The 20,565-nt window shown below is 37.8% G+C and carries 17 protein-coding genes, 1 tRNA gene and 1 pseudogene; 9 read left to right on the forward strand and 10 right to left on the reverse strand.

All coding sequences use genetic code 11. The annotated features are described in order from the left end of the window. Window positions 1-47 precede the first annotated feature (47 nt). Window positions 48-895: pseudogene (locus AA637_RS05620) on the forward strand (IS630 family transposase). Between the two features lie 24 nt (window positions 896-919). On the opposite strand, the gene AA637_RS05625 reads toward AA637_RS05620, so the two are convergent. The 3 genes from AA637_RS05625 to AA637_RS05635 all read right to left on the reverse strand — a co-directional run bounded on the left by AA637_RS05625 (window position 920) and on the right by AA637_RS05635 (window position 5,442). Next, complete coding sequence (locus AA637_RS05625; RefSeq protein WP_446684241.1) at window positions 920-1,129, reverse strand: hypothetical protein; 210 nt, start codon at window positions 1,127-1,129, stop codon at window positions 920-922. Window positions 1,130-1,262: 133 nt separating this feature from the next. Next, window positions 1,263-4,115 (reverse strand): glycerol-3-phosphate acyltransferase, encoded by a 2,853-nt coding sequence (locus AA637_RS05630; RefSeq protein ID WP_446684242.1) that lies wholly within the window; start codon window positions 4,113-4,115, stop codon window positions 1,263-1,265. Window positions 4,116-4,164: 49 nt separating this feature from the next. Beyond that, the gene (locus AA637_RS05635; RefSeq protein WP_446684243.1) at window positions 4,165-5,442 is read right to left on the reverse strand and encodes an ankyrin repeat domain-containing protein; all 1,278 of its coding nucleotides are present in this window, start codon (window positions 5,440-5,442) and stop codon (window positions 4,165-4,167) included. Window positions 5,443-5,710: 268 nt separating this feature from the next. On the opposite strand from AA637_RS05635, the gene rpsP reads away from it, so the two are divergent. From rpsP to AA637_RS05650, 3 genes are all read left to right on the forward strand, one after another. Further along, complete coding sequence (rpsP, locus tag AA637_RS05640) at window positions 5,711-5,959, forward strand: 30S ribosomal protein S16 (RefSeq protein ID WP_069790863.1); 249 nt, start codon at window positions 5,711-5,713, stop codon at window positions 5,957-5,959. Further along, window positions 5,952-6,380 (forward strand): KH domain-containing protein, encoded by a 429-nt coding sequence (locus tag AA637_RS05645; RefSeq protein ID WP_446684244.1) that lies wholly within the window; start codon window positions 5,952-5,954, stop codon window positions 6,378-6,380. Before rpsP ends, AA637_RS05645 begins: the two co-directional genes overlap by 8 nt. A gap of 420 nt (window positions 6,381-6,800) precedes the next feature. Further along, window positions 6,801-7,034: a hypothetical protein gene (locus AA637_RS05650; protein WP_446684245.1), complete on the forward strand. Its 234-nt coding sequence runs from the start codon at window positions 6,801-6,803 to the stop codon at window positions 7,032-7,034. A gap of 288 nt (window positions 7,035-7,322) precedes the next feature. Here the strand turns inward: AA637_RS05650 and AA637_RS05655 are convergent, their stop codons facing one another. From AA637_RS05655 to AA637_RS05665, 3 genes are all read right to left on the reverse strand, one after another. Continuing rightward, complete coding sequence (locus AA637_RS05655) at window positions 7,323-9,248, reverse strand: GTPase family protein (RefSeq protein WP_446684246.1); 1,926 nt, start codon at window positions 9,246-9,248, stop codon at window positions 7,323-7,325. Between the two features lie 181 nt (window positions 9,249-9,429). Next, the gene (gene leuS, locus AA637_RS05660) at window positions 9,430-12,033 is read right to left on the reverse strand and encodes a leucine--tRNA ligase (protein WP_446684247.1); all 2,604 of its coding nucleotides are present in this window, start codon (window positions 12,031-12,033) and stop codon (window positions 9,430-9,432) included. A 114-nt stretch (window positions 12,034-12,147) separates the two neighbouring features. Then, window positions 12,148-12,360, reverse strand: a complete 213-nt coding sequence (locus AA637_RS05665) for a hypothetical protein (RefSeq protein ID WP_446684248.1) — start codon at window positions 12,358-12,360, stop codon at window positions 12,148-12,150. Between the two features lie 61 nt (window positions 12,361-12,421). On the opposite strand from AA637_RS05665, the gene AA637_RS05670 reads away from it, so the two are divergent. Continuing rightward, on the forward strand, window positions 12,422-12,796 hold the full coding sequence (locus tag AA637_RS05670) for a hypothetical protein (protein WP_446684249.1): 375 nt from the start codon (window positions 12,422-12,424) through the stop codon (window positions 12,794-12,796). 82 nt (window positions 12,797-12,878) lie between these two features. On the opposite strand, the gene AA637_RS05675 is transcribed toward AA637_RS05670, so the two are convergent. Together AA637_RS05675 and AA637_RS05680 are read right to left on the reverse strand one after the other, a co-directional pair. Further along, window positions 12,879-14,066 carry a homocysteine biosynthesis protein gene (locus AA637_RS05675; protein ID WP_446684250.1) on the reverse strand — a complete coding sequence of 396 codons (1,188 nt, stop codon included), beginning with the start codon at window positions 14,064-14,066 and terminating at the stop codon, window positions 12,879-12,881. Between the two features lie 223 nt (window positions 14,067-14,289). Then, window positions 14,290-14,363 (reverse strand) — tRNA-Asp (locus AA637_RS05680). Window positions 14,364-14,553: 190 nt separating this feature from the next. On the opposite strand from AA637_RS05680, the gene AA637_RS05685 reads away from it, so the two are divergent. Next, window positions 14,554-15,768, forward strand: a complete 1,215-nt coding sequence (locus tag AA637_RS05685; RefSeq protein ID WP_069790856.1) for an argininosuccinate synthase — start codon at window positions 14,554-14,556, stop codon at window positions 15,766-15,768. A gap of 11 nt (window positions 15,769-15,779) precedes the next feature. On the opposite strand, the gene AA637_RS05690 is transcribed toward AA637_RS05685, so the two are convergent. Beyond that, window positions 15,780-16,028 carry a hypothetical protein gene (locus tag AA637_RS05690; protein WP_069790855.1) on the reverse strand — a complete coding sequence of 83 codons (249 nt, stop codon included), beginning with the start codon at window positions 16,026-16,028 and terminating at the stop codon, window positions 15,780-15,782. A gap of 213 nt (window positions 16,029-16,241) precedes the next feature. Next, window positions 16,242-18,887 (reverse strand): alanine--tRNA ligase, encoded by a 2,646-nt coding sequence (alaS, locus tag AA637_RS05695; protein ID WP_446684251.1) that lies wholly within the window; start codon window positions 18,885-18,887, stop codon window positions 16,242-16,244. Between the two features lie 88 nt (window positions 18,888-18,975). On the opposite strand from alaS, the gene AA637_RS05700 reads away from it, so the two are divergent. From AA637_RS05700 to AA637_RS05710, 3 genes are all read left to right on the forward strand, one after another. Continuing rightward, window positions 18,976-19,884 carry a restriction endonuclease gene (locus AA637_RS05700; protein WP_446684252.1) on the forward strand — a complete coding sequence of 303 codons (909 nt, stop codon included), beginning with the start codon at window positions 18,976-18,978 and terminating at the stop codon, window positions 19,882-19,884. A gap of 172 nt (window positions 19,885-20,056) precedes the next feature. Further along, window positions 20,057-20,287: a hypothetical protein gene (locus AA637_RS05705; protein WP_446684253.1), complete on the forward strand. Its 231-nt coding sequence runs from the start codon at window positions 20,057-20,059 to the stop codon at window positions 20,285-20,287. 47 nt (window positions 20,288-20,334) lie between these two features. After that, complete coding sequence (locus AA637_RS05710; protein ID WP_446684254.1) at window positions 20,335-20,556, forward strand: type II toxin-antitoxin system HicB family antitoxin; 222 nt, start codon at window positions 20,335-20,337, stop codon at window positions 20,554-20,556. Window positions 20,557-20,565 lie beyond the last annotated feature (9 nt).

The following is a 20,565-nucleotide window of genomic DNA, read 5'->3' on the forward strand; positions in this document are numbered from 1 at the left end:
CAAGGGTAAAATAATGGATGAAGTAATTATTTTTATATTTAAGTATAATGCCCCATGATATAGAATTAAGACAAAAAGTAATTGACTATGTAGAAAATAGAGGTAACGTAACAAAAGCATCGAGAATATTTGGAATATCAAGAGCATCAATATATAGATGGTTGAATAGAAAAGATTTAAGACCAACAGTGGTCAAAACTCGTCAAAGAAAATTAGATAAATCAGCACTATATGAAGATGTAGTGAAAAATCCAGATGATAAATTAATAGATAGAGCGAAAAAATTTGGAGTAACAATGTCAGCAATATCTCATGCATTCAAAAAAATGAACATAACAAGAAAAAAAAACAGTTACGTTATAGAGAAAGAAATAGAAAACAAAGAATAGAATACTTACAAAAATTAAGAGAATTAGTCAAAAAATACGGAAGTAAGAGTATGGTATTTATTGATGAGTCAGGATTTGAGGAAATAAGTACTTGCATTTATGGGTGGTCAAAAAAAGGAAAAAAAATTTATGATGAGAAACAAGGAAAACGAGGAAAAAGAGAAAATTTAGTAGCAGGAAGAAGAAAGAAAGAAAAAGATTTTATTGCTCCAATGATCTTTACAGGAAGTTTAAATGCAGAAAGTTTTGAATCATGGCTAAAAATGTATTTATTACCATCACTAAAACAATTTTCAATACTAATAATGGATAATGCACCAATCCACCGAAAAAATATGATAAAAGAATTAGTAGAAGAAGCAGGTCATCTAGTAATGTTTTTACCAACTTATTCACCAGATTTAAATGATATTGAACACGATTTTAGTGCTTTAAAAAGAGCAAAAATGTATAGCGATAGTACAATAACTTTATATGAAATAATTTATAATTATTGTACTAGCTAAATGTCTCAGTCTTATTTTGATTGACTATAATTCTTGAAATTTTTGAGGTTTTTCTTGACCAATTGACGTTTTACAAAGGAGTATATAGTAATCTTTTCTTTTTTCTTCATTAGCAGATTTACTAAAATCGAGATGAATATGTAATTTATTATTATTCATCTCCAAAGAGGCAACGATCTTTTTAAAAGATAAAGTCCTATTTAATTTATTTTCTAAACTGTCTAAAACATTCATAAATTTTAATTAAAAACCAATGTTATTATTATCGAACATCCTCAAACTAAATTAGTATTAATTAATCCAATATATGGAACAAATTACTCATCATTACTTTTCTAATAAACGCTATATTAAAGGGTATCCCAATTTACAAGATTTCCACAATACCTTTTTGTCCGTCAAGGCGCACTCGTTGATTGTTGCGTAAAATTCTGGAGGCTTGGGGAATGTTCATCACTGCAGGAATACCATATTCTCTAGCTATAATTGCCCCGTGGGATAGTTGTCCTCCAATTTCGATGATGATGCCTCCTGCTTGGGCAAGAATTAATGACCAACTGGCATCGATATAAGGGACTATGATGATAGTTTCTTTGTCAATGTTGATATTTTGGGTTAAGGTACGAACAATTTTGATTTTTCCTTCTATGATGCCCATACTGCCTGGAATGCCTTGGAGTTTATTTTGGGAGGTTTTGGGAGATATTTTACTATCAATATTAATTTTGGGACTTTTGCCATATATCAGGTAAGGAATTTTTTTAATTTCTTTGTATTCTTGGCATTTTTGTTGACGTTTATCGATGATACTGATAGTTTGTTGGTGATCAGTTTTTTGGTTTACTAATTGCTTGATTTCGGAGATTTTAAGGAAGAAAATATCTTTTTCATCTAATAAAAATTGATCTTGGTATAGTTTTTCTCCTAAAGCGGTAAAGGTAAATCTAAGATGAGAAAATAGCTTATTATTTATATCTACTATTTCTCCTTTTAATTCATATCTTTTTTGTACTATTTTTTGTTGTATATTTTGTATTTTTAACTTATTATTAGTTATAGTTTTTATGGAGTTATCAGCGACAAATTTAGTAAACATTATCTTCATAATACGATGATTTTCTGACCATCGAGGTACAGATATATCTGTTGTAATTTCGCTCAAATAACCATATTTTTCTAACCATTCATTAAGTCTTTTTATGACTGATTCGCCGTCGCTTGATTCGGAAAGGGTAGCAAAAAAGGAGGGGTAATTTTGGGGTTCTAATTCTTGTAATTGAATACCAGAGAAAAGATTGCGGGTATCGATCGCAATTTGTTTTAGTTCTTCAATGGCTCTTATTTCTGTTATGTTTTGATTGTCTAAATCTTGCGCATTGACCTTGAAAAGTGTTTGACGAATAATGTAGCTTAAATAAGCTAACGTTTTAAAATAAGTAGTAGTTTTTAAACCCTCTAAAATATCGTCTATTCTTTGTAATAATTCTTGATTACTTAATTCTTGAGGGTTTATTTCTTCTAGTTCGTCTAATAGGGGATTAAAAGTGCGATCGCTCTTAACTTGAAAATCTTTAAATAAAGTCCACTCTTTGACTAACAATCGCCATAATGTAGGGATGTTTTTGAGGATAGAAGAAAGAGAAGGTTTAGCAAATTTTTCGCCATCGGTTAAATACTGTAAACTTTCGGGAGGTAATCCTATTAAAAGGAAAATTTCCCCTAATAAAGTTGCATTAAAATAACCATAACTATAGTGTAAAATTGCTATTTTACTAAACTCTAAATCCTTCCTTTTATCTTGTAAAATAATAGAAACAATATCCCTAGCAACAGCAGAGATTAAAATATTATGGACTCCCCAAGACAAATGAGGTAGAGGTTTGGGGAAAATCTCCTGAGCAATTTTCCTTGTCCAAAGGGGATAGAGAGTACTTATGGGACGATTTTGTAAAATCCATAGGGTTTGCCCATCGTAACTCCATTCTATATCTTGAGGGATATTCTTATGGGTTCTTTCAATTTCTCTAGCAATTTTTGCCACGGAAAACAATACCGATGGCGGTATATTCCCGCGCCCTTTTAGCACATCATCAGCAAGATAAACTTGATATTTTTCAGGAGAAACTTGCCCTGATACCACTTTCTTCGTATCTCCTGCTACCCCTTCAATGCAGATACAATCATCAAGTTGATTGATAGGATTGCGACTAAAAGCAACCCCCGAAAACTCTCCCTTGATTTGCTTTTGCACAATTACCATCAAAGATTTTTCTTTGGTACCTTTATTTTGGCGATAATTAAGGGCGATCGCGCTGTGATAAGATGATAAACAATCGATGATTCTATGCTTGAGGGTAGCCACATCAGTAATATTGAGATAACTCTTATAGATTCCTGCCGCCGACACCGTCAAAGAATCCTTATCCAAAACCGAAGGACGCACCACCAAAGGATTTTGTATAGAAGGGTTAGCAAAATCACAAAAAGTATCCAAATCATCCCCCGCCCTAATTACCCAACCATCAGGCACACTATAACCCCATTGCTTCAGCAAAGAAAGATTTGCCGCCTTATACCCCACCTTTTCAGGATTTAGCTTCTGAGAAAGAGAAGTTACCCCACTATCGCCCCGAAAAAAAGAAAATACTTGACTAGATTTAAACTCCCCCTCATCAGAAATCTGATCAAAAACCCACAATAATAACGCAGCTAAGCCAATGGTGACAAAAATATATTCTGGGGAATTAATATTTTGAGCCGATAACACCACCACCATTAAACCCAAAAAACCAACTTGCCCCCCTTTACGGGTACGAAAAATCGTAAAACTAATACCCCCTAACAACAAAATCAACAATCCTGCTAGGGGATTATGGGCGATGATACCCCAAGTAACATTAGTTAAACCAGCGCCCTTACCTACCCAATAACGCCCCATGACAAGGGCAATTAAAGCCATTATCTCCCATGATGAGCCAAGGGGAAAAAATGCCCTAGTCATTAAAACCACCGCAACACCTTTTCCTGCCTCCGATAAAAACGCCAAAATTCCTGCCGCCCTACCACCGTGATAAAAAGCCGCCGACACGGAAATATTACCATTCCCTAATTTTTTTAACTCTTTTCCTGATACGGCATAGGTAAACCAATCCACCAGAGGAATAGCCCCGATAATGGGGGATACCACAAAAACAATAATTGCTCCCCAAATTTCTGTCATAGAATTTTATTGATTGTAATAATCATTGTTCAATTTTAAGGGTAAAAAACTATTCCCCATTATCCATTCCTCTCTTATTCAGAAATTCTGTCACATAATCAAATTGATTATATTCTGCTAAACTAGCGGCAGTATAACCGTTATGGTTGCGATGATTGGTATTAATTCCCTCTACCTCTAATAACAGTTTAACCCCTTCTAAATGTCCTCGGTGCGCTGACCACATCAAAGCCGTGCCTCCCCCTTTATCCTCAAGGTTTACATCAGCACCAAAGTGCAATAAACAGCGAATCATATCGAGATTATTTTGGTCACATACTTTCATTAAAACGGTTTTTCCATCGGCTAAACGCACATCAGGATTTGCCCCTGCTTGGAGTAAATAATAGGCTATTTCTTGCCAATTGTTGATGATGGCGAGGGTTAGGGGATAATCATGGCCATTGACATAGTTGGGATTTGCTCCATTTTTAAGTAATTCGGCAACAATTTCACTATGCCCCTGTAAACAGGCGATGAGTAAAGGACTATCTTTTTCAGCGTTGATGGCGTTAACGTCTGCCCCTTTTTTGATGAGGGCTTCGACAATTTGAAAGTGTCCTTCTAAACAGGCTAAATGGAGCGCTGTTTCTTGATAACTGTCTTTTAGGTTTACTTGGGCTTCAGCATTGAGTAATACTCTAACAATTTCTATGTTTCCTTGGGCGCAGGCATTCATGAGGGGGGTAAAGCCGTCTTTATTTCCTCTGTTTACATCCACGGACTGTTTTAAGAGGGTTTTAACTACGTCTAGTTTATGGTAGTCGATGGCGAGATTTAATGCTCCTTCGTCTTGGTATAAGTCGGCGCCATGGCTGACTAATAGCTCGATGATGGGGCTATGATTTTTTTTGATGGCTACTTGTAAGGGGGTTTCTCCATCTATGTCTTGGGAGTTTACCCTTGCTCCATTTTTTAATAATAGTTCGGCTATATCTCTATGGCCTAAGTAACAGGCTATCATTAATGGTGGGGTGCGATCGTCGTTACTTAGGTTTACATCAGCACCCGATGTGATTAATAATTCACAAATAGGTAAATAGTTTTTGGCACAGGCAAACATCAGTGCTGTCATTTTATGGGGATGGTTTTGATAATTGACATTAGCCCCTTTATCAATCAGTAAATGTGCGATCGCACCATTGCCCCCTTGTACCGCATAAATCAAAGGAGTATTATGATTGACATCAATATTGTTAACAATATTATTATCCTGAGCTAGAATTATTTCAACCATAGGCAAATTTTGCTGTCTTACCGCTTGATGGATGTTAGAAAGATTGTTCATAAATGGTCAAATCACACATTATGGAGGATAATAATTCAGACAGTCTTGGGAAGAAACTTTAATTCATCAATACCATAATCACTATTATGGAGCTTTTTTCTTTATCATTCTAGGAGTAAGGCTCAACAATCACCAATTTTTGATGCTCAATTTTATTGTTTTTTTGATAAGCAATATTAGCAATTGAGTACAAATTTTAGTATCATGGTATAGGTCAATTAAATCTTAACCCATCAACTAGGATTAACAGTACACTAAAATTATTACTATGATTAAAATACGCTTAAAAAGATTAGGTAAAAAAAGAGAAGTTAGTTATCGTATCGTTGCTATCAATAGCCGCAGTCGCCGTGACGGTAGAGCATTAGAAGAATTAGGATTCTACAACCCTCGTACCGATGAAACCAGATTAGATGTCCCTGCTATTGTTACCCGTTTAAAAGATGGCGCCCAACCCACCGAAACCGTGCGTCGTATTTTAGACAAAGCAAAAGTTTTTGAACAGGTAAATGCTTAATAAACAACCTTATCTTGATTTAGATAATGCTACTAGCCCTGATTATGATGGGCTAATTCGTTTTCTCGTTGAGCCATTATTAGAATCTCCCGAATTACTCAGTTTTAACTGTGAATACATCCCTAGTACCAAACGAATTTGGATTCGTCTAGCCTTAGAAGAAAAGGAAAAAGGTAGGGTTTATGGTAAAGGGGGACGTAACATTCAGGCTATTCGTACTGTGTTACAAACCGCAGCCCAGATGGTTGGGGATACCCTGTATCTTGAAGTCCACGAAGATCAAGAACGTGGTAGATTTAGATCCAATCCCCGCCGCAAGTCTAATAATAACACTAATTTTACTCCTAAGTCTCATTCTAATGGTACTCCTCGCCCTCCCATTAAGAGACGTGGGCAAGTTAGTAAGCCTATTATCGAGTAGTTTTTCGGCTTTTCTTTGCCCAACAGCATTTACTGTTGGGTTTTTTGTTGTCACCGACTTTAGGTTATACCATTATTGCTAAAATCAAACTCTCTCCCGTCCAAATCTTTGCCATGGGGGTGTGTACCAGTACCAAAAATTTAAACATCAGGCATTGCTTAATCATGGTATGAAACATAATTGAATGATGCTAGAAATTAAAACATTAAAATATTATCACTATTCCCTGTTCTCGGCTTAAATGAGAAATCATATCTAAAATCAGCAATGTCAAATGTCATTTATTAATTTTTGATAACATTTCATTCTAATTTACTTTATATTTTGTATTCTGATATACAGAAGTTTATTTAATTTTGCATGGTGAGTGTAGACTACAAACTTCGTAATCACAAGACTTTATATTTATGGAGTGCAGAGATGTTAGTTAAATTAGCTACCACAACGGACAAGGTAAAATCGGATACTCCTTGTTGGAGTCCAGTATGTCATATCACCTATAATCGTGATTCATGGGTAAAACTGAATGAAGCCCCCAGTGATTATAGTCAAGAGGAAGCGTTGTTATTATGTGAAGAAAAAGCTGGTATTTGGGTAAGTTGGGTTCCGGGTTATGGTGAAGTTGTTTTGGATAAAAGTGAGTTTTACTGTTAAACCTTATTTCAGTATTTATGAATAAAAAAATATTGCTGTGAGGATATTTGTTACCTTGCAGTTTTTTTGTTAAAGTGCGATCGCACCTTATCTTTACCTAAACAAAAAATTATCACTAAATTTAGCAACGACAAATAAATAAGAGAGTAATAAACCTACATTCGGAATAAGCTGAAAGTATTATTTTCTCCTAGTCTGTAAACCTGGTAATTTCGTAGAAAGAAGGATAAAATAGCCTTAATACGAATAGAGTTTAAATTGTAATTAAGTTTTGGTTAGACAAATCTATTAATTTTTACTTTGGTTATCCCATGCTTGTAAATAATATTGATACCGCTGTTTAAATTGATTAAAAGTCAAATCTTTGCTCCAAAATTCTACTAAACCATGTCCTAATGCCCAGGCTTCTTGATCAGGGGTGCCGTTATTTTCCACTAAAATTGTCCAAAGAGAGAGTAAATCAAAGGATATTTTTTCATTATCATCACTGAGTAGATTGAATAAGTCATAGGCCAGTTGTAGTTTACCTATCACCACGGGTAATTGCTCTACGGGGATTCTTTCGGCTAGGATGTAGGCGAGTTGAGGGGAGCCTGTGGTGAGGGTAGAGACAAACTGTAATACTGGGCTTTTGAGCAGGGCAGTTAAACCTTGGCTAGTAGCCATTTGGAGGGTATATTTATCGATAATTTTGGCTGCGGCTAGGCTTCTGGCTTCTAGGTTACGGAAAAAACGAGCTAATCTGATTTGTTTGGCAGGGGCGATCGCCTTTAGAATATGAATAGCTAAAATATCATCATGCCAGGGCGCTCGGGAAATTTCCCCATAATTAGCGGTAACGATGGGTAAAACCTCCTCACAAAATGAGCCTAAATTTTCCTGACGATAACTCACCGCCGCCCGAATAGAAATCTCCTTTGGTTTATTGCCCCCTTGCCAATCATAGGGAGGTTGCCATTCCCGCACTGGACGCAGTCGATCAACTTGGGTTATCACGGTAAAAATAGGAATATCCTGCCCATCTTCTTGTAATTTAAGCAAAAAATCTTGATCCATTTGCAAAGCAGGATCAAGGGCTGGATTTAAAAGCAAAACAATATCTGCACGGCGAGAATAATCCAACACTTTTTCGAGGTATTCAGGACGATTTATTTGCTCATAGCCTGGGGTATCGAGGAGATTTAGCCTTTCCCCTGTGTTCGTTTTCCATTGATAACTTTTGATTTCCGTGGTGCTGGGCAAAAGGTCAACTTCTGCGGTTTGGGCATTGAATAGGGTATTGATTAAACTACTTTTTCCTGCTCCTGTTCTACCTACCAATAGAATATTAACGGGTTTTTGTTTAATGTCTTCGGGTTTTTGAGCCTCTTCTAAAATTTCTTTGAGGGCTTTGGTTTTTTTCTCAGGAAGGCTTCTTTCTTGGGGTTGAAATTTATCAAGAGAGAGATTATCACCACCATATAATAACGCCGTTTGATGGGCAAGATTTCCGAGGGCAACTTCCCTTATTATCTGACTGAGATTAATTAATAATTCTTGGTTGGCTTGTTGGGTGGTGCTATTACTAGCGACTTTGGTAAGGGCTACCGCTGGATTAAGTACCCATTGTGCCCAACTCCATACTTTCATCAATTTTCGGGCAGAGGGTTCTAGTTTGCGGTATATTTGATAACCCTGATAACCTTGGGCTATGGTGACTTGGTTGAGGGCAGGGGATAGTTGATTCATCCATTTATCCATATCATCCACTGTACCCCGAATTAAGGTATAGGCTTGGGGTATGTAGATATTGAGGAGGGGGTATTTTTCCTCTGGGTAGTAAATAAGGGCGATCGCCTGTACTAAATCTTGACAACGTTGGAAAAATAGTTGCAAATCTTCCCACATGGGGGGATCATCCTTGCTTTTTAGGATAATATTTTCTAAAGCTGACTCTAGCTGAGAGTAAATTTCGGGATCACTATTACTAAAAGAAGGACTATTATCTAATTTTTCTTGGGCAGAGGCGATCGCACCTTCCACGTCAGGCATCAAAGGCTTAGTCCACCGAACTAACAACCAACGCCACGCCACAAATAAAACCACAAAAATTGCCCATATCCAACTAATTCCCCATTGATTAATTTGTAACCCCGTTGCCACCACAAAAAATAAAATCAATATCACCGCGGGAGTAGCTAAAATTAACCATTGCCAAGATTTTAAACGAATCATAGTTAACCTGAGTTCGGGATAAGGGGAAGGACAAATAGTAAGCTAAAAGTAACAACAAATTTAAATTACTATATTGTCCTATGTCTAATTTAGATGAATTATTCTGTCATGTCGATGATTGGGCTCAAAAATTTAAGCTCTTATGGCAAGAAAAATTTTTATCTAATGGGGTTATGCTAAATTAAACCACTACAAAGTTAACTAACTTATTTGGTACCACAATCACTTTTTTAATCTCTTTGCCTGTGATATATTTTTGCGCAACTTCTGAATCTTGGGCAAACTGTTGTAACTCATCTTTAGTGGCGCCGGCAGGTACAGAAATAGTACCTCTAGTTTTACCCATAATTTGGATAACGAGGGTAATTTCATCTACAGTTAAGGCTTCTTCATCTATCGCTAACCAAGATTGCAAATGCACCGATTGTGTATTCCCCAACTGTTGCCACAATTCTTCGCCGATATGGGGGGCAAAAGGGGCAAGAAGGAGGATAAGGGTTTCGATACCTTCTCTATACACAGGAGAGTTTTTATCTTTACTATCTCGCAGGGCGTTATTGAGTTTCATCAACTCGGAGACAGCGGTATTAAGTTGATAATCACCGTTTAAGTCTTCGGAGATTTCCTTAATAGCGGTATGGATTGCCCTTCTCAAGTCTTTTTCTGTTTTGCTTAGCTTAGATTTATCAATGGTTTTATTTTGGGCAGATTGAGGATTCTCGATAAATTCGTTAACCAATGTCCAAACTCGGTTGAGAAAACGGAATTGCCCTTCTACGTCGGCATCATCCCATTCTAAGTCTTTTTCGGGGGGTGCTTTGAAAAGGATAAACATTCTGGCGGTATCGGCACCGTATTTGGATAAAACTATTTGAGGATCTACCCCATTATATTTTGATTTGGACATTTTTTCGTAAAACACCGAAAGGCGATCGCCCGTAGCCCTATCATAGTAAACGGTTTCGGTTTTACCTTGCTCGTTGGTTTCTTCTTTTTCCTCAATATTTTCAGGGAGAATATACTTACCAGTGACAGGATTTTTATAGGTAATCGCTTGTACCATCCCTTGGGTTAAAAGACGCTTAAAAGGCTCATCCACATTCACCAAACCCCTATCCCTGACTACCTTGGTAAAGAAACGGGAATAAAGAAGGTGTAATATGGCGTGTTCAATACCACCTACATACTGATCCACCCCCATCCAATTGTTCACCCTATCAAGGCTAAAAGGCTCATGTTCGTTGTTTGCGTCGGTATAACGAAGAAAATACCAAGAAGAATCAATAAAGGTGTCCATGGTGTCTGTTTCCCGTTTCGCAGGAGTACCACAACTAGGACAAGGCACATTAACCCAGTCTTCCATTTTAGCGAGGGGAGAGGGGCCACGACCAGAAAATTCTACTTGCTCAGGTAATTTTACGGGTAAATCTTTATCAGGTACAGGTACCGTACCACAATTGGGGCAATGGATGACAGGAATAGGACAACCCCAATATCTTTGACGGGAGATTAACCAATCACGGAGACGATACTGGATGCGTTTTTTTCCGTAGCCTTGATTTTCAGCAAATTGAATCACTGCATTTTTACCTTTCACCGACTGCATTCCCGTAAAGCAACCAGAATTAATCATAGTACCTGCTTCGGTGTAGGCTTTCAATAGACACACATCCCCGTTATCAGCATCATCAGGCAAAATAACGACTTTGATGGGCAAGTCATTCTCTTTGGCAAATTTGAAGTCCCTGACATCGTGGGCTGGTACCCCCATTACTGCTCCTGTACCATATTCATATAGTACATAGTTGGCGATCAGGATGGGAATTTCTTCCCCTGTAAAGGGATTGATGACTTTACCCCCTGTCAAGACTCCTTTTTTGGGTTTATCATCAGCGGTGCGATCGATTTCGCTTTCGGCGCTAACTTCTTTTATAAAGGCTTCTACGGCTTCTTTTCTATCGGGGGTAGTGACTAGGGGGGTTAAAGGATGTTCGGGTGCCAATACCACATAGGTTACACCATAGACGGTGTCGGGGCGGGTAGTGAAAACAGCAATTGTTTCCTCTTTATCCATAACAGGAAATTCGAGGTAAGCCCCCACCGATTTACCTATCCAATTTTCCTGCATGGTTTTCACCCTTTCGGGCCATCCTTCTAGTTGAGATAAATCCTCTAAAAGTTGCTCTGCATAGTCGGTAATTTTCAAAAACCATTGTCTCAATAGCTTCCTTTCTACCTTCGCCCCACTACGCCAAGAATAACCATCTCCATCTACCTGCTCATTGGCTAAAACCGTTTGATCAACGGGATCCCAGTTTACGGCGGCTTCTTTTTGATATGCTAAACCTGCTTGATAAAATTGTAAAAATAACCACTGTGTCCATTTATAATATTCTGGAGAACAGGTAGCAACTTCCCTATCCCAATCGATGGATAGTCCTAGTTGTTGTAATTGCGATCGCATTTGGTCTATATTTTGAAAAGTCCAAGTAGCAGGAGGAATTCCCCTATCAATGGCAGCATTTTCTGCGGGTAAACCAAAGGCATCCCAGCCCATAGGATGTAACACCCGACGCCCATTCATGCGTTGAAAACGGGCAATAACATCAGTAATCACATAGTTGCGCACATGGCCCATATGTAGCTTTCCTGAAGGGTAAGGAAACATGGAAAGGGCATAAAATTTGGGTTTATCGCTATTTTCTTCGGTTTTATATAGTTCGTTTTCTGTCCATTGCTGTTGCCATTTATTTTCTACATCACTGGCTTGATAAGGAGATTGCATAATTTATATTGAACTTTAACTATAATTATTTAATTTAATCAATCTTCTATCTTACAGCGGTTTTTCAACCTATACTAATCAATAATGTCGGAGTAGCATATATCTTTGATTTTTTCACAAAAGATCATCTTCAATCCATTTTTTGCCTTGATTTTCTGCCAACTCTGCCGTCTCAAAAAAATTAACTTCCTGTACAACTATGCCTTCAGAAGTTACCGCCCTAAATTCCCATAATTTATCAGGATGATAACCCACAATTAAAAGATTTTTACCCACATGATTGACACAATAAATTTTTTGATACATTGCTTTTTCTTGGTGAACCATAAAGATGTTAATATTTTTTAACAAACAACTATCATCAAAATAACAAAATTTTTATAAAACCATGTACACATTACCCCACCCCCCTTTAGTTTTATTAGCTATGGGTTTTTTTATTGGAATTACCTGTGGTTTAGCTTTTGAATCTTCTTTGAAAATAAAAGTCAATTACTGGAGTAATCAAGGCAAAAAAGGAATAAAAACGGATATGTCGGAGATTTCTGTTTTACAAATACCTTTTCTTGGCATTTGTTTAGGTATTTGTATGTTTTTAGCCGCAGGACTAGAAATTTTTACCTACAATCGTGTTTTGTCCTACGGAGTTTCTTTACCTCTGACTATTTTTATTGGTGTATTGATATGGGTACAACTTAGAAAGCTAATTGTACAACTTTTAGAGGGCGGTTCTGAAGCTATTGATTTAGATTCTTATTTTTAACTAAATGGCAAAGTATCCCCACATTAATCAAATCCTGATGTAGCGGATACATTTTGTCCTGTCAATGAATATATTTAATTCTCTATATGGCACCATCTTGGGCGATAAAGGTGCGATCGCACGGTAGGGATGCAACGGCTTGGGTGAGGGTGAATTCAGCGTCTAAAATACGTTGTTTGAGAGTTTGGGCAACCTGACGGGAGAGATATAAACTAGCCACGGAAGCTACTCGCACCACTTGCCCTTCTATCTTAATTTTCCCACTCTTGAGGTGGGCATAACTAGCTAACCCAAAACTAGGACGCACCCGACGGGGAATAGAAAAATCCATCACTGGTGCCACAATATCTTTATCATCCACAGCACAGTTAGCAACAATTTTTTCACTTAGCAGGGGAATGGGAATACCTACCCCCAACATCAAGGATGAACCATAATTTTTGAAATAACAACCCCTAACCCATTCATGACTCATCTGTTTGGCATCTCCCACCAAAGCCACCGTAGAGGCAGGACCAATGGGGGTGCGATTTTCTCGTCTCTTTTGTAGGGGGAAATTTTGGGTGCCTTCCCATGCGATGTAACCTTCTGCTCCCCCTAAAAATATTTTGGTACCAATGCCCACCACTTCCAAATCGGGGTCATTTAACAGGGGAGACATAGCGCCCACGCTCGAATATACGGCGTTGCCAAGACGGGGCAATAATGGGCCTAAGTAGGTGTATAAAGTGCGATCGCCCCCATTCACCCCTACAATAAAGTTTTGATACAAATTTCGAGGGTTGTATAAGTAAAACTGATTAATAGAATCCATGGTGATGGTGGACTCAAAGGAAGCTCTAGGGTAACAGTCCGTTACCTGTCCCACTGCTTTTATCGGTACAGCCTTCCCCGCAATTAAATCTTCTATCACATGGGCCCCTCCCCTTTCAGGTAAATTAGAAGGTACGTTATCCCCTAACTCTTTATTACTGCCATATTCAGAAGGTACCGTTGCACCCAAACACAGATCCACTGCCCCAAATCCTGCATAGGTAGGTACTCCATCGAGCCAACACTGACGAATTTTGATGGGGGGGTCTGTATGACCGAGGTTAATGATTGCCCCCGATGACTCCATGGGTTCAAAGGTACCCGTACAAACTACATCTATTTCTTGATAAGTTTTGCTTATACCTTGTTTTTTTACTTTACTTTTTAATTCTTCAATGGTGCAAACTTTTACGGTGCGATCGGCTATTTTTTCATTAATTTGGGCAACAGTGCGCATAGATAATTAACTATTGTGTTTGCGGGGCTAAGGCTCAATGAAAAATTGAACTTTAATTCATTTTATCCTGATTACAACTCAAAAGAGGCTCTTTCTAAACACTAACTTGTTATCAGTTTATTTAATTTATCAAGGCGATACGAACCGATTACTGATGATAAATAATTTATTGATAATGTACAGACAAAAAAAGCACCCCAAGGAGTGCTAGTTTTTTTTCTTACGGGACTGACGGGACTCGAACCCGCGACATCCTGCGTGACAGGCAGGCACTCTAACCAGCTGAGCTACAGTCCCTCGTTGCGTTCAACATTATCTATGTTAACGAACGGTTAAAATTTTGTCAAGAAATTTACAAAAAATATTCTTATCCCTTCGTCTCTTTATCCCTTGTGGATAAAATACAGAAATCTTGACTTACAATTGGTTAAAAATACAGTTATTGTTACAATAACCCTTTAGTCTTATCTGAAACAGAGTAAAATTTATGAGTCGTGCCGAGAAAGTCATTTTAGCCTATTCCGGGGGAGTTGACACTTCCGTATGTATTCCTTACCTAAAAAAAGAATGGGGTGTAAAAGAAGTCATTACCCTTGCGGCAGATTTAGGACAGGGAGAAGAATTAGGACCTATACAAGCCAAGGCTCTTAAATGTGGTGCAGTAGAGTCTTTGGTGGCCGATGCTACGGAAGAGTTTGTGACTAACTATGCTTTCCCTGCCATAAAAGCTAATGCTTTATATGAAAACCGTTATCCTCTTTCCACTGCCTTAGCTCGTCCCCTCATTGCTAAGTTGTTAGTGGAAGCTGCCGAAAAGTATGGTGCTGATGCGGTTGCCCATGGTTGCACAGGAAAAGGAAATGACCAAGTTCGTTTTGATTTAGGTATTACTGCCCTCAATCCCAATATTAAAATTTTAGCTCCTGCTAGGGAATGGGGTATGAGTCGTGAAGATGCGATCGCCTACGGGGAACAATTTGGTATCGAAGCCCCGGTCAAAAAATCCTCTCCTTACAGCATTGATCGTAACCTATTAGGGCGTAGTGTGGAGGCTGGCCCCTTAGAAAACCCTATGACAGAGCCTCCCGAAGAAATTTACGCCATGACAAAATCGGTTATGGATGCCCCTAATGAGCCTGAATATTTAGAAATTACCTTTGAACAAGGAACAGCCGTAGCGGTTAATGGTGTTGCTCTTCCTCCTGTTGCCCTAGTTACCAAAATTAATGAAGTGGCTGGTAATCATGGGGTAGGACGTATCGATATGATTGAAAACCGAGTAGTAGGTATCAAATCTCGGGAAATCTATGAAGCCCCTGCTCTTTTAGTGCTTATCAAAGCCCATGAGGACTTAGAAAGTTTAACCCTCACCAGTGATGTAACCCATTATAAAAGAGCCCACATTGATGAAACCTATAGTCGCATGATTTATGAAGGGTTATGGTATAGCCCCCTCAAAAATGCCCTCGACGCCTTCATCGAAGAAACTCAAAAAAGAGTCAGCGGTACAGTACGCATCAAATTCTTTAAAGGTAATGCTACCATCGTAGGTAGAACATCCCAGTATTCTTTGTATGACTCCGAATTATCTACTTACGGAGAACAAGATCAATTTGATCACAAAGCCGCTGAAGGATTTATCTATGTTTGGGGTTTATCCACCAGAGTTTGGGCAGAAAAAACCCGTTCTTTGGAAAGTTAATTGCATCGTTATTAGTGGGGGATGACATCGGTTAATACACCGCCAATCAATGCCCCTGCAACGATAATTCCAATTAAGGTATTTGTAAAAAATCTACCAGCTTCGGGGTTAAATCCGAGGCTTTTGTCTTCTTTACCTGCAGTGAAAAATAGTGACCATGCTTGGTTTGCACTAATATCCTTAAAGTCGTTGAATTCTGAGCGAAATACGACAGGTGCGAATAAGTCTCTGTTGTTGGTAGCTGTTAAATCGTTATTCATAATATATATAATTGCTTTTTCGTTCTACATTCACAATGTAACAAAATATTACAATTCCTTGCGTTCGGTTGACACGAACCCTTAAGTGTGGTCAACCGCCGAGGAGATTTGAGAATTATAGACTAGGGTTTATGAATACCCCCCGTAGGAAAAAGCTAATTTACTAGAATTATTGATTTTGGTGGGCGATAATACCCACCCCACCGCAACAGCTTAAGATAAAGCGTCCATCAGCTGAGTTTTAGCAGTAGCCAAAGCCTCATCAACCTTGGTGGCATCCCTTCCTCCCGCTTGGGCAAGGTTAGGGCGTCCTCCGCCTCCACCACCACAGATTTTGGCGATTTGTCCGATAAATTTACCTGCCTGAAGTTGTTTTTCTTTATAAACTTTTTCCCCAAAGGCAGCCACTAAACTTACCTTTCCTTCCTCGGGGATGGAAGCCAATACTACTGCACTATTCCCTAATTTTTGTTGTAATTTTTCCCCTGCGGTTTGTAAGGATTTAGCATCTAAATCTCTCATGTGGGCAACGAGAATTTTAAACTCTCCTACTGTTTGGGCTTCGTTAACTAAACTATCGGATTTTAATAAAGCTAACTCTTGCTTAAGGCTTTCCAACTCTTTTTGGGTAGTTTTTAACTCACTTTGAAGATTGGCAAAACGTTCGGGAATTTCCTCGGGTTTGGCTTTGAGTTTATCAGCCAATTCTTTGACAACTTCATCTCTTACCTTGAGATATTCCAACACTGAGGCACCCGCCACAGCTTCGATGCGTCTTACCCCAGAAGAAATACCCGTTTCTGATATGATTTTAAATAGCCCTATTTCAGCGGTATTATTTACATGAGTCCCCCCACATAATTCCATGGAAACCTCTGGTATATCGATAACACGCACCTGGGAGCCGTATTTTTCACCGAACATGGCGATCGCCCCTTTAGCCTTAGCTTCTTCTATACCCATAACAGAAATATCAGCGGGATGGGCTTCGGCAATCCAAGTATTAATCAAATCCTCAATTTGTTGTAATTGAGATTTGGTAATGGGTTGAGGGGAATTAAAATCAAAGCGTAACTTATCAAAGGATACCAAAGAACCAGCCTGAGAGATGGAATTATCCACCACCTTTTTTAACGCCGACTGTAATAGGTGAGTAGCGGTATGATTTGCCCTGACACGGTTACGACAGGCTTTGTCAACGGTTGCCCGTAGCTTTTGCCCTACGGTGATACTACCCCTTTCCACCGTGCCATAATGAACAAAAAAGCCCGACTCCTTCTGTACATCATTGATGGAGATTAACACATCTTCCCCTGCGAGGTAGCCTTTATCGCCAATTTGCCCCCCAGACTCGGCATAGAAAGGAGTTTTATTTAAAATTAACTGTACCTTAGTACCCGATTCCGCTTTTTTCACGGATTTACCTTCTACCAACAAACCCTCAATATGGCTAATCAATTGATATTCTTGGTAGCCCAAAAATTCTGTAGGATGGATATGTTCCGCTAATTTGTCAATGCTTCCTTGTACCGTTAAATCTATCGTCTCATGGGCTGATTGCGATCGCACTCTCTGAGCCTCCATCTCCGCCTCAAAGCCATCCACATCAATGGTTATACCCTGCTCCTCCGCTATTTCCTGAGTTAATTCCAAAGGAAAACCGAAAGTATCATAAAGAGTAAAAGCATCCACCCCAGAAATTTCCGTTTTTTGCACCTGTTTTAGCTTATCAATAACCTCCGCCAAGAGTTTCTCACCCCTTTCAAGGGTAGCTAAGAAAGCTGACTCCTCCCGTTGCAACTCAGTTTTGATAACCTTTTCCCTTTCTCTGGTATTGGTGTAAATCCCCTCTAACAATTGAATGGCAGTTTCCGCCACCTGATTGATAAAATTACCATCAATGCCAATCAAACGCCCATGACGCACCACCCGACGAATAAGGCGACGCAAAATATAACCACGCCCCATATTAGAAGCAGAAATGCCATCAGCGATCATTTGTACCACCGATCGCACATGATCCCCTATTACCTTTAAAGATACCTTAGTATTCTCATTCGCTTTTTGATAGTCAATATCAGCCAACTCAGCAGCAGTCTTGATGATAGGGAAAATCAAATCAGTTTCATAATTATTCGGCACTTGTTGCAGAATCTGCGCCATTCTTTCCAACCCCATACCCGTATCAATATTTTTCTTTTCTAGGGGCGTTAAATTTCCTTCGGTGTCTCGGTTATATTGCATAAACACCAAGTTATAAAACTCAATAAATCGACTATCATCTTCCAAATCGATATTATCATCACCCAATTCGGGCTTAAAATCATAGTATAACTCCGAACAAGGACCACAAGGGCCAGTCACCCCAGATTTCCAGAAATTATCTTCTTCTCCCATGCGGATAATCCTTTTTTCAGATACACCTATTTCATCACGCCAGATGGCAAAGGCTTCGTCATCTTCACGAAACACACTAACCACAATTCTTTCTGGGGGTAGTTTAAATACTTGAGTCGATAATTCCCAACCCCATGCAATGGCCTGAGATTTAAAGTAATCCCCAAAACTGAAATTGCCCAACATCTCAAAGAAAGTATGATGTCTGGCTGTGCGCCCCACATTCTCAATATCATTGGTGCGGATACATTTCTGGGAAGTAGTTGCCCTCGGTACTTCAGGGGTTTGTTGCCCTAGGAATATGGGCTTAAATGGTAGCATACCTGCGATAGTTAAAAGCACCGTAGGATCTTCAGGTACTAAAGATGCACTAGGTAATATTTTATGTTGTTTTTGCTCAAAAAAGTTTAAAAATTTTGTTCTGATTTCGTTTCCTGTTAAGGAAGGAGGGATATTAGTCATAGAAAGTTATCATATATTCGTCTATATGCTATTATCCCTTAAAATCACCTGTTAGTAAGTATTAAACTTTGTTAATGATTATGAAATTATGAGTACACCTAACTTTCAAAAATTTTTTAAACCCCTTTTAGAAATTGCTTCTGATGACAAAGAACATTCTACAAAAGAAGCAAAAGAAATCTTGATCAATAAAATGGGATTAACCGCTGAAGATTTACATGAAAAAGTAAGAAGTGGAGCAATGACAAAGGTTGATAACCGAATTTGGTGGGCAAAAAGTTATTTTGTTAAAGCAAAAGTCTTTCATTATCCTAAGCGTGGAATTTTTAAAATTACAGAAAGAGGGAAAGATTTATTAGCAAAAAAATATCAAGAAATAACTGTAAAAGAACTTCAGCAATATTCTGAATTTTTAGATTTTGTTACTCCTAAAAAGAATAAAAACAATGAAATATCTGACGTTCCTTTCACAGAAAAAGAGACTCCAGAAGAAATGCTTGAAAATGGTTATCAAGAAATTAGAAATGAATTAGCCGATGAACTTTTAAACACAATAAAAAGTAATTCTTATGATTTTTTTGAAAATTTAGTAATTGATTTGATGGTTCGTATGGGCTATGGTGGTTCGAGAGATGATGCGGGAGAATCTATTGGCAAAGTAGGTGATGAAGGAATTGATGGAATAATTAAAGAAGATAGATTAGGGTTAGATCTGATTTATTTACAAGCCAAAAAATGGGAAGGTACAATTGGAAGACCAGAAATTCAAAAATTTGTGGGTGCATTGCATGGAAAAAGAGCAAAAAAGGGAGTTTTCATCACTACGGGTGATTTCACTAAAACTGCTTTCGATTATGTAGAAAATATTGAGTCAAAAATTATTTTAATAGATGGCAAAAGTTTAGTAAATTATATGATAGATTATAATTTAGGTGTTTCCATATCAGTCACTTATGAGATTAAGAAAATTGATAAGGATTATTTTTTTAATGATTAATTTATCTTTTAAATATATCATATTCTTTTTCTTTAAACTTGCAAATATTCATGACAAAATACAATTAATTAAACTAATCTATTCAGTAAAAATATAACTATCCTATCTATCTTGAATGAAGAAAATAAAGACTAGCTTAAATTACTAAATTAGCATCTCTACTGATTCAACTATGGAAATAACAATTCGTGAACAATTACACCAACAAATTGATAATTTACCTGATGAAATTGTTGAGAAAATAGCACAATTCACATTATCAATTACTAATGATTATGATATAAATATCGCTGAATACACTGATTGGCAGAAAAAAGAATGGCAGGAATTTTCGTTAAGTCAGTTTTTTTCAGAAGATAATGATATTGAATATTCTTTAGAAGATGCTCAGAAAACTTATTAATGGGTTAGAAATACAATATTAAAAAAAATAAGAGAGGGTAAATAGTTATGAGTAAATTTAATTATACTGTCACTATTCAATGGAGTAATGAAGATAACTGTTTTGTTGTCTTTCTTCCTGACTTTAAAAATGAAATGCAACCCATTACCCATGGGGAAACCTATGAGGAAGCCTTAAAAAATGGACAAGAGGTTTTAGAGTTGATTATACAAGAGTACCAAGAGGATGGCAAAGATTTACCTCAACCTGAAACTTTTGTTTTTGCTTAAAATTTAGCC

This window comes from Cyanobacterium sp. HL-69, from assembly GCA_002813895.1.
GTDB lineage: Bacteria > Cyanobacteriota > Cyanobacteriia > Cyanobacteriales > Cyanobacteriaceae > Cyanobacterium.

What these genes read in the sequence shown, in the direction of transcription:
- AA637_RS05625 (WP_446684241.1), bottom strand. Translation starts at nt 1,129, where the DNA reads ATGAATGTTTTAGACAGTTTAGAAAATAAATTAAATAGGACTTTATCT.
- AA637_RS05630 (WP_446684242.1), bottom strand. Translation starts at nt 4,115, where the DNA reads ATGACAGAAATTTGGGGAGCAATTATTGTTTTTGTGGTATCCCCCATT.
- AA637_RS05635 (WP_446684243.1), bottom strand. Translation starts at nt 5,442, where the DNA reads ATGAACAATCTTTCTAACATCCATCAAGCGGTAAGACAGCAAAATTTG.
- rpsP (WP_069790863.1), top strand. Translation starts at nt 5,711, where the DNA reads ATGATTAAAATACGCTTAAAAAGATTAGGTAAAAAAAGAGAAGTTAGT.
- AA637_RS05645 (WP_446684244.1), top strand. Translation starts at nt 5,952, where the DNA reads ATGCTTAATAAACAACCTTATCTTGATTTAGATAATGCTACTAGCCCT.
- AA637_RS05650 (WP_446684245.1), top strand. Translation starts at nt 6,801, where the DNA reads ATGTTAGTTAAATTAGCTACCACAACGGACAAGGTAAAATCGGATACT.
- AA637_RS05655 (WP_446684246.1), bottom strand. Translation starts at nt 9,248, where the DNA reads ATGATTCGTTTAAAATCTTGGCAATGGTTAATTTTAGCTACTCCCGCG.
- leuS (WP_446684247.1), bottom strand. Translation starts at nt 12,033, where the DNA reads ATGCAATCTCCTTATCAAGCCAGTGATGTAGAAAATAAATGGCAACAG.
- AA637_RS05665 (WP_446684248.1), bottom strand. Translation starts at nt 12,360, where the DNA reads ATGGTTCACCAAGAAAAAGCAATGTATCAAAAAATTTATTGTGTCAAT.
- AA637_RS05670 (WP_446684249.1), top strand. Translation starts at nt 12,422, where the DNA reads ATGTACACATTACCCCACCCCCCTTTAGTTTTATTAGCTATGGGTTTT.
- AA637_RS05675 (WP_446684250.1), bottom strand. Translation starts at nt 14,066, where the DNA reads ATGCGCACTGTTGCCCAAATTAATGAAAAAATAGCCGATCGCACCGTA.
- AA637_RS05685 (WP_069790856.1), top strand. Translation starts at nt 14,554, where the DNA reads ATGAGTCGTGCCGAGAAAGTCATTTTAGCCTATTCCGGGGGAGTTGAC.
- AA637_RS05690 (WP_069790855.1), bottom strand. Translation starts at nt 16,028, where the DNA reads ATGAATAACGATTTAACAGCTACCAACAACAGAGACTTATTCGCACCT.
- alaS (WP_446684251.1), bottom strand. Translation starts at nt 18,887, where the DNA reads ATGACTAATATCCCTCCTTCCTTAACAGGAAACGAAATCAGAACAAAA.
- AA637_RS05700 (WP_446684252.1), top strand. Translation starts at nt 18,976, where the DNA reads ATGAGTACACCTAACTTTCAAAAATTTTTTAAACCCCTTTTAGAAATT.
- AA637_RS05705 (WP_446684253.1), top strand. Translation starts at nt 20,057, where the DNA reads ATGGAAATAACAATTCGTGAACAATTACACCAACAAATTGATAATTTA.
- AA637_RS05710 (WP_446684254.1), top strand. Translation starts at nt 20,335, where the DNA reads ATGAGTAAATTTAATTATACTGTCACTATTCAATGGAGTAATGAAGAT.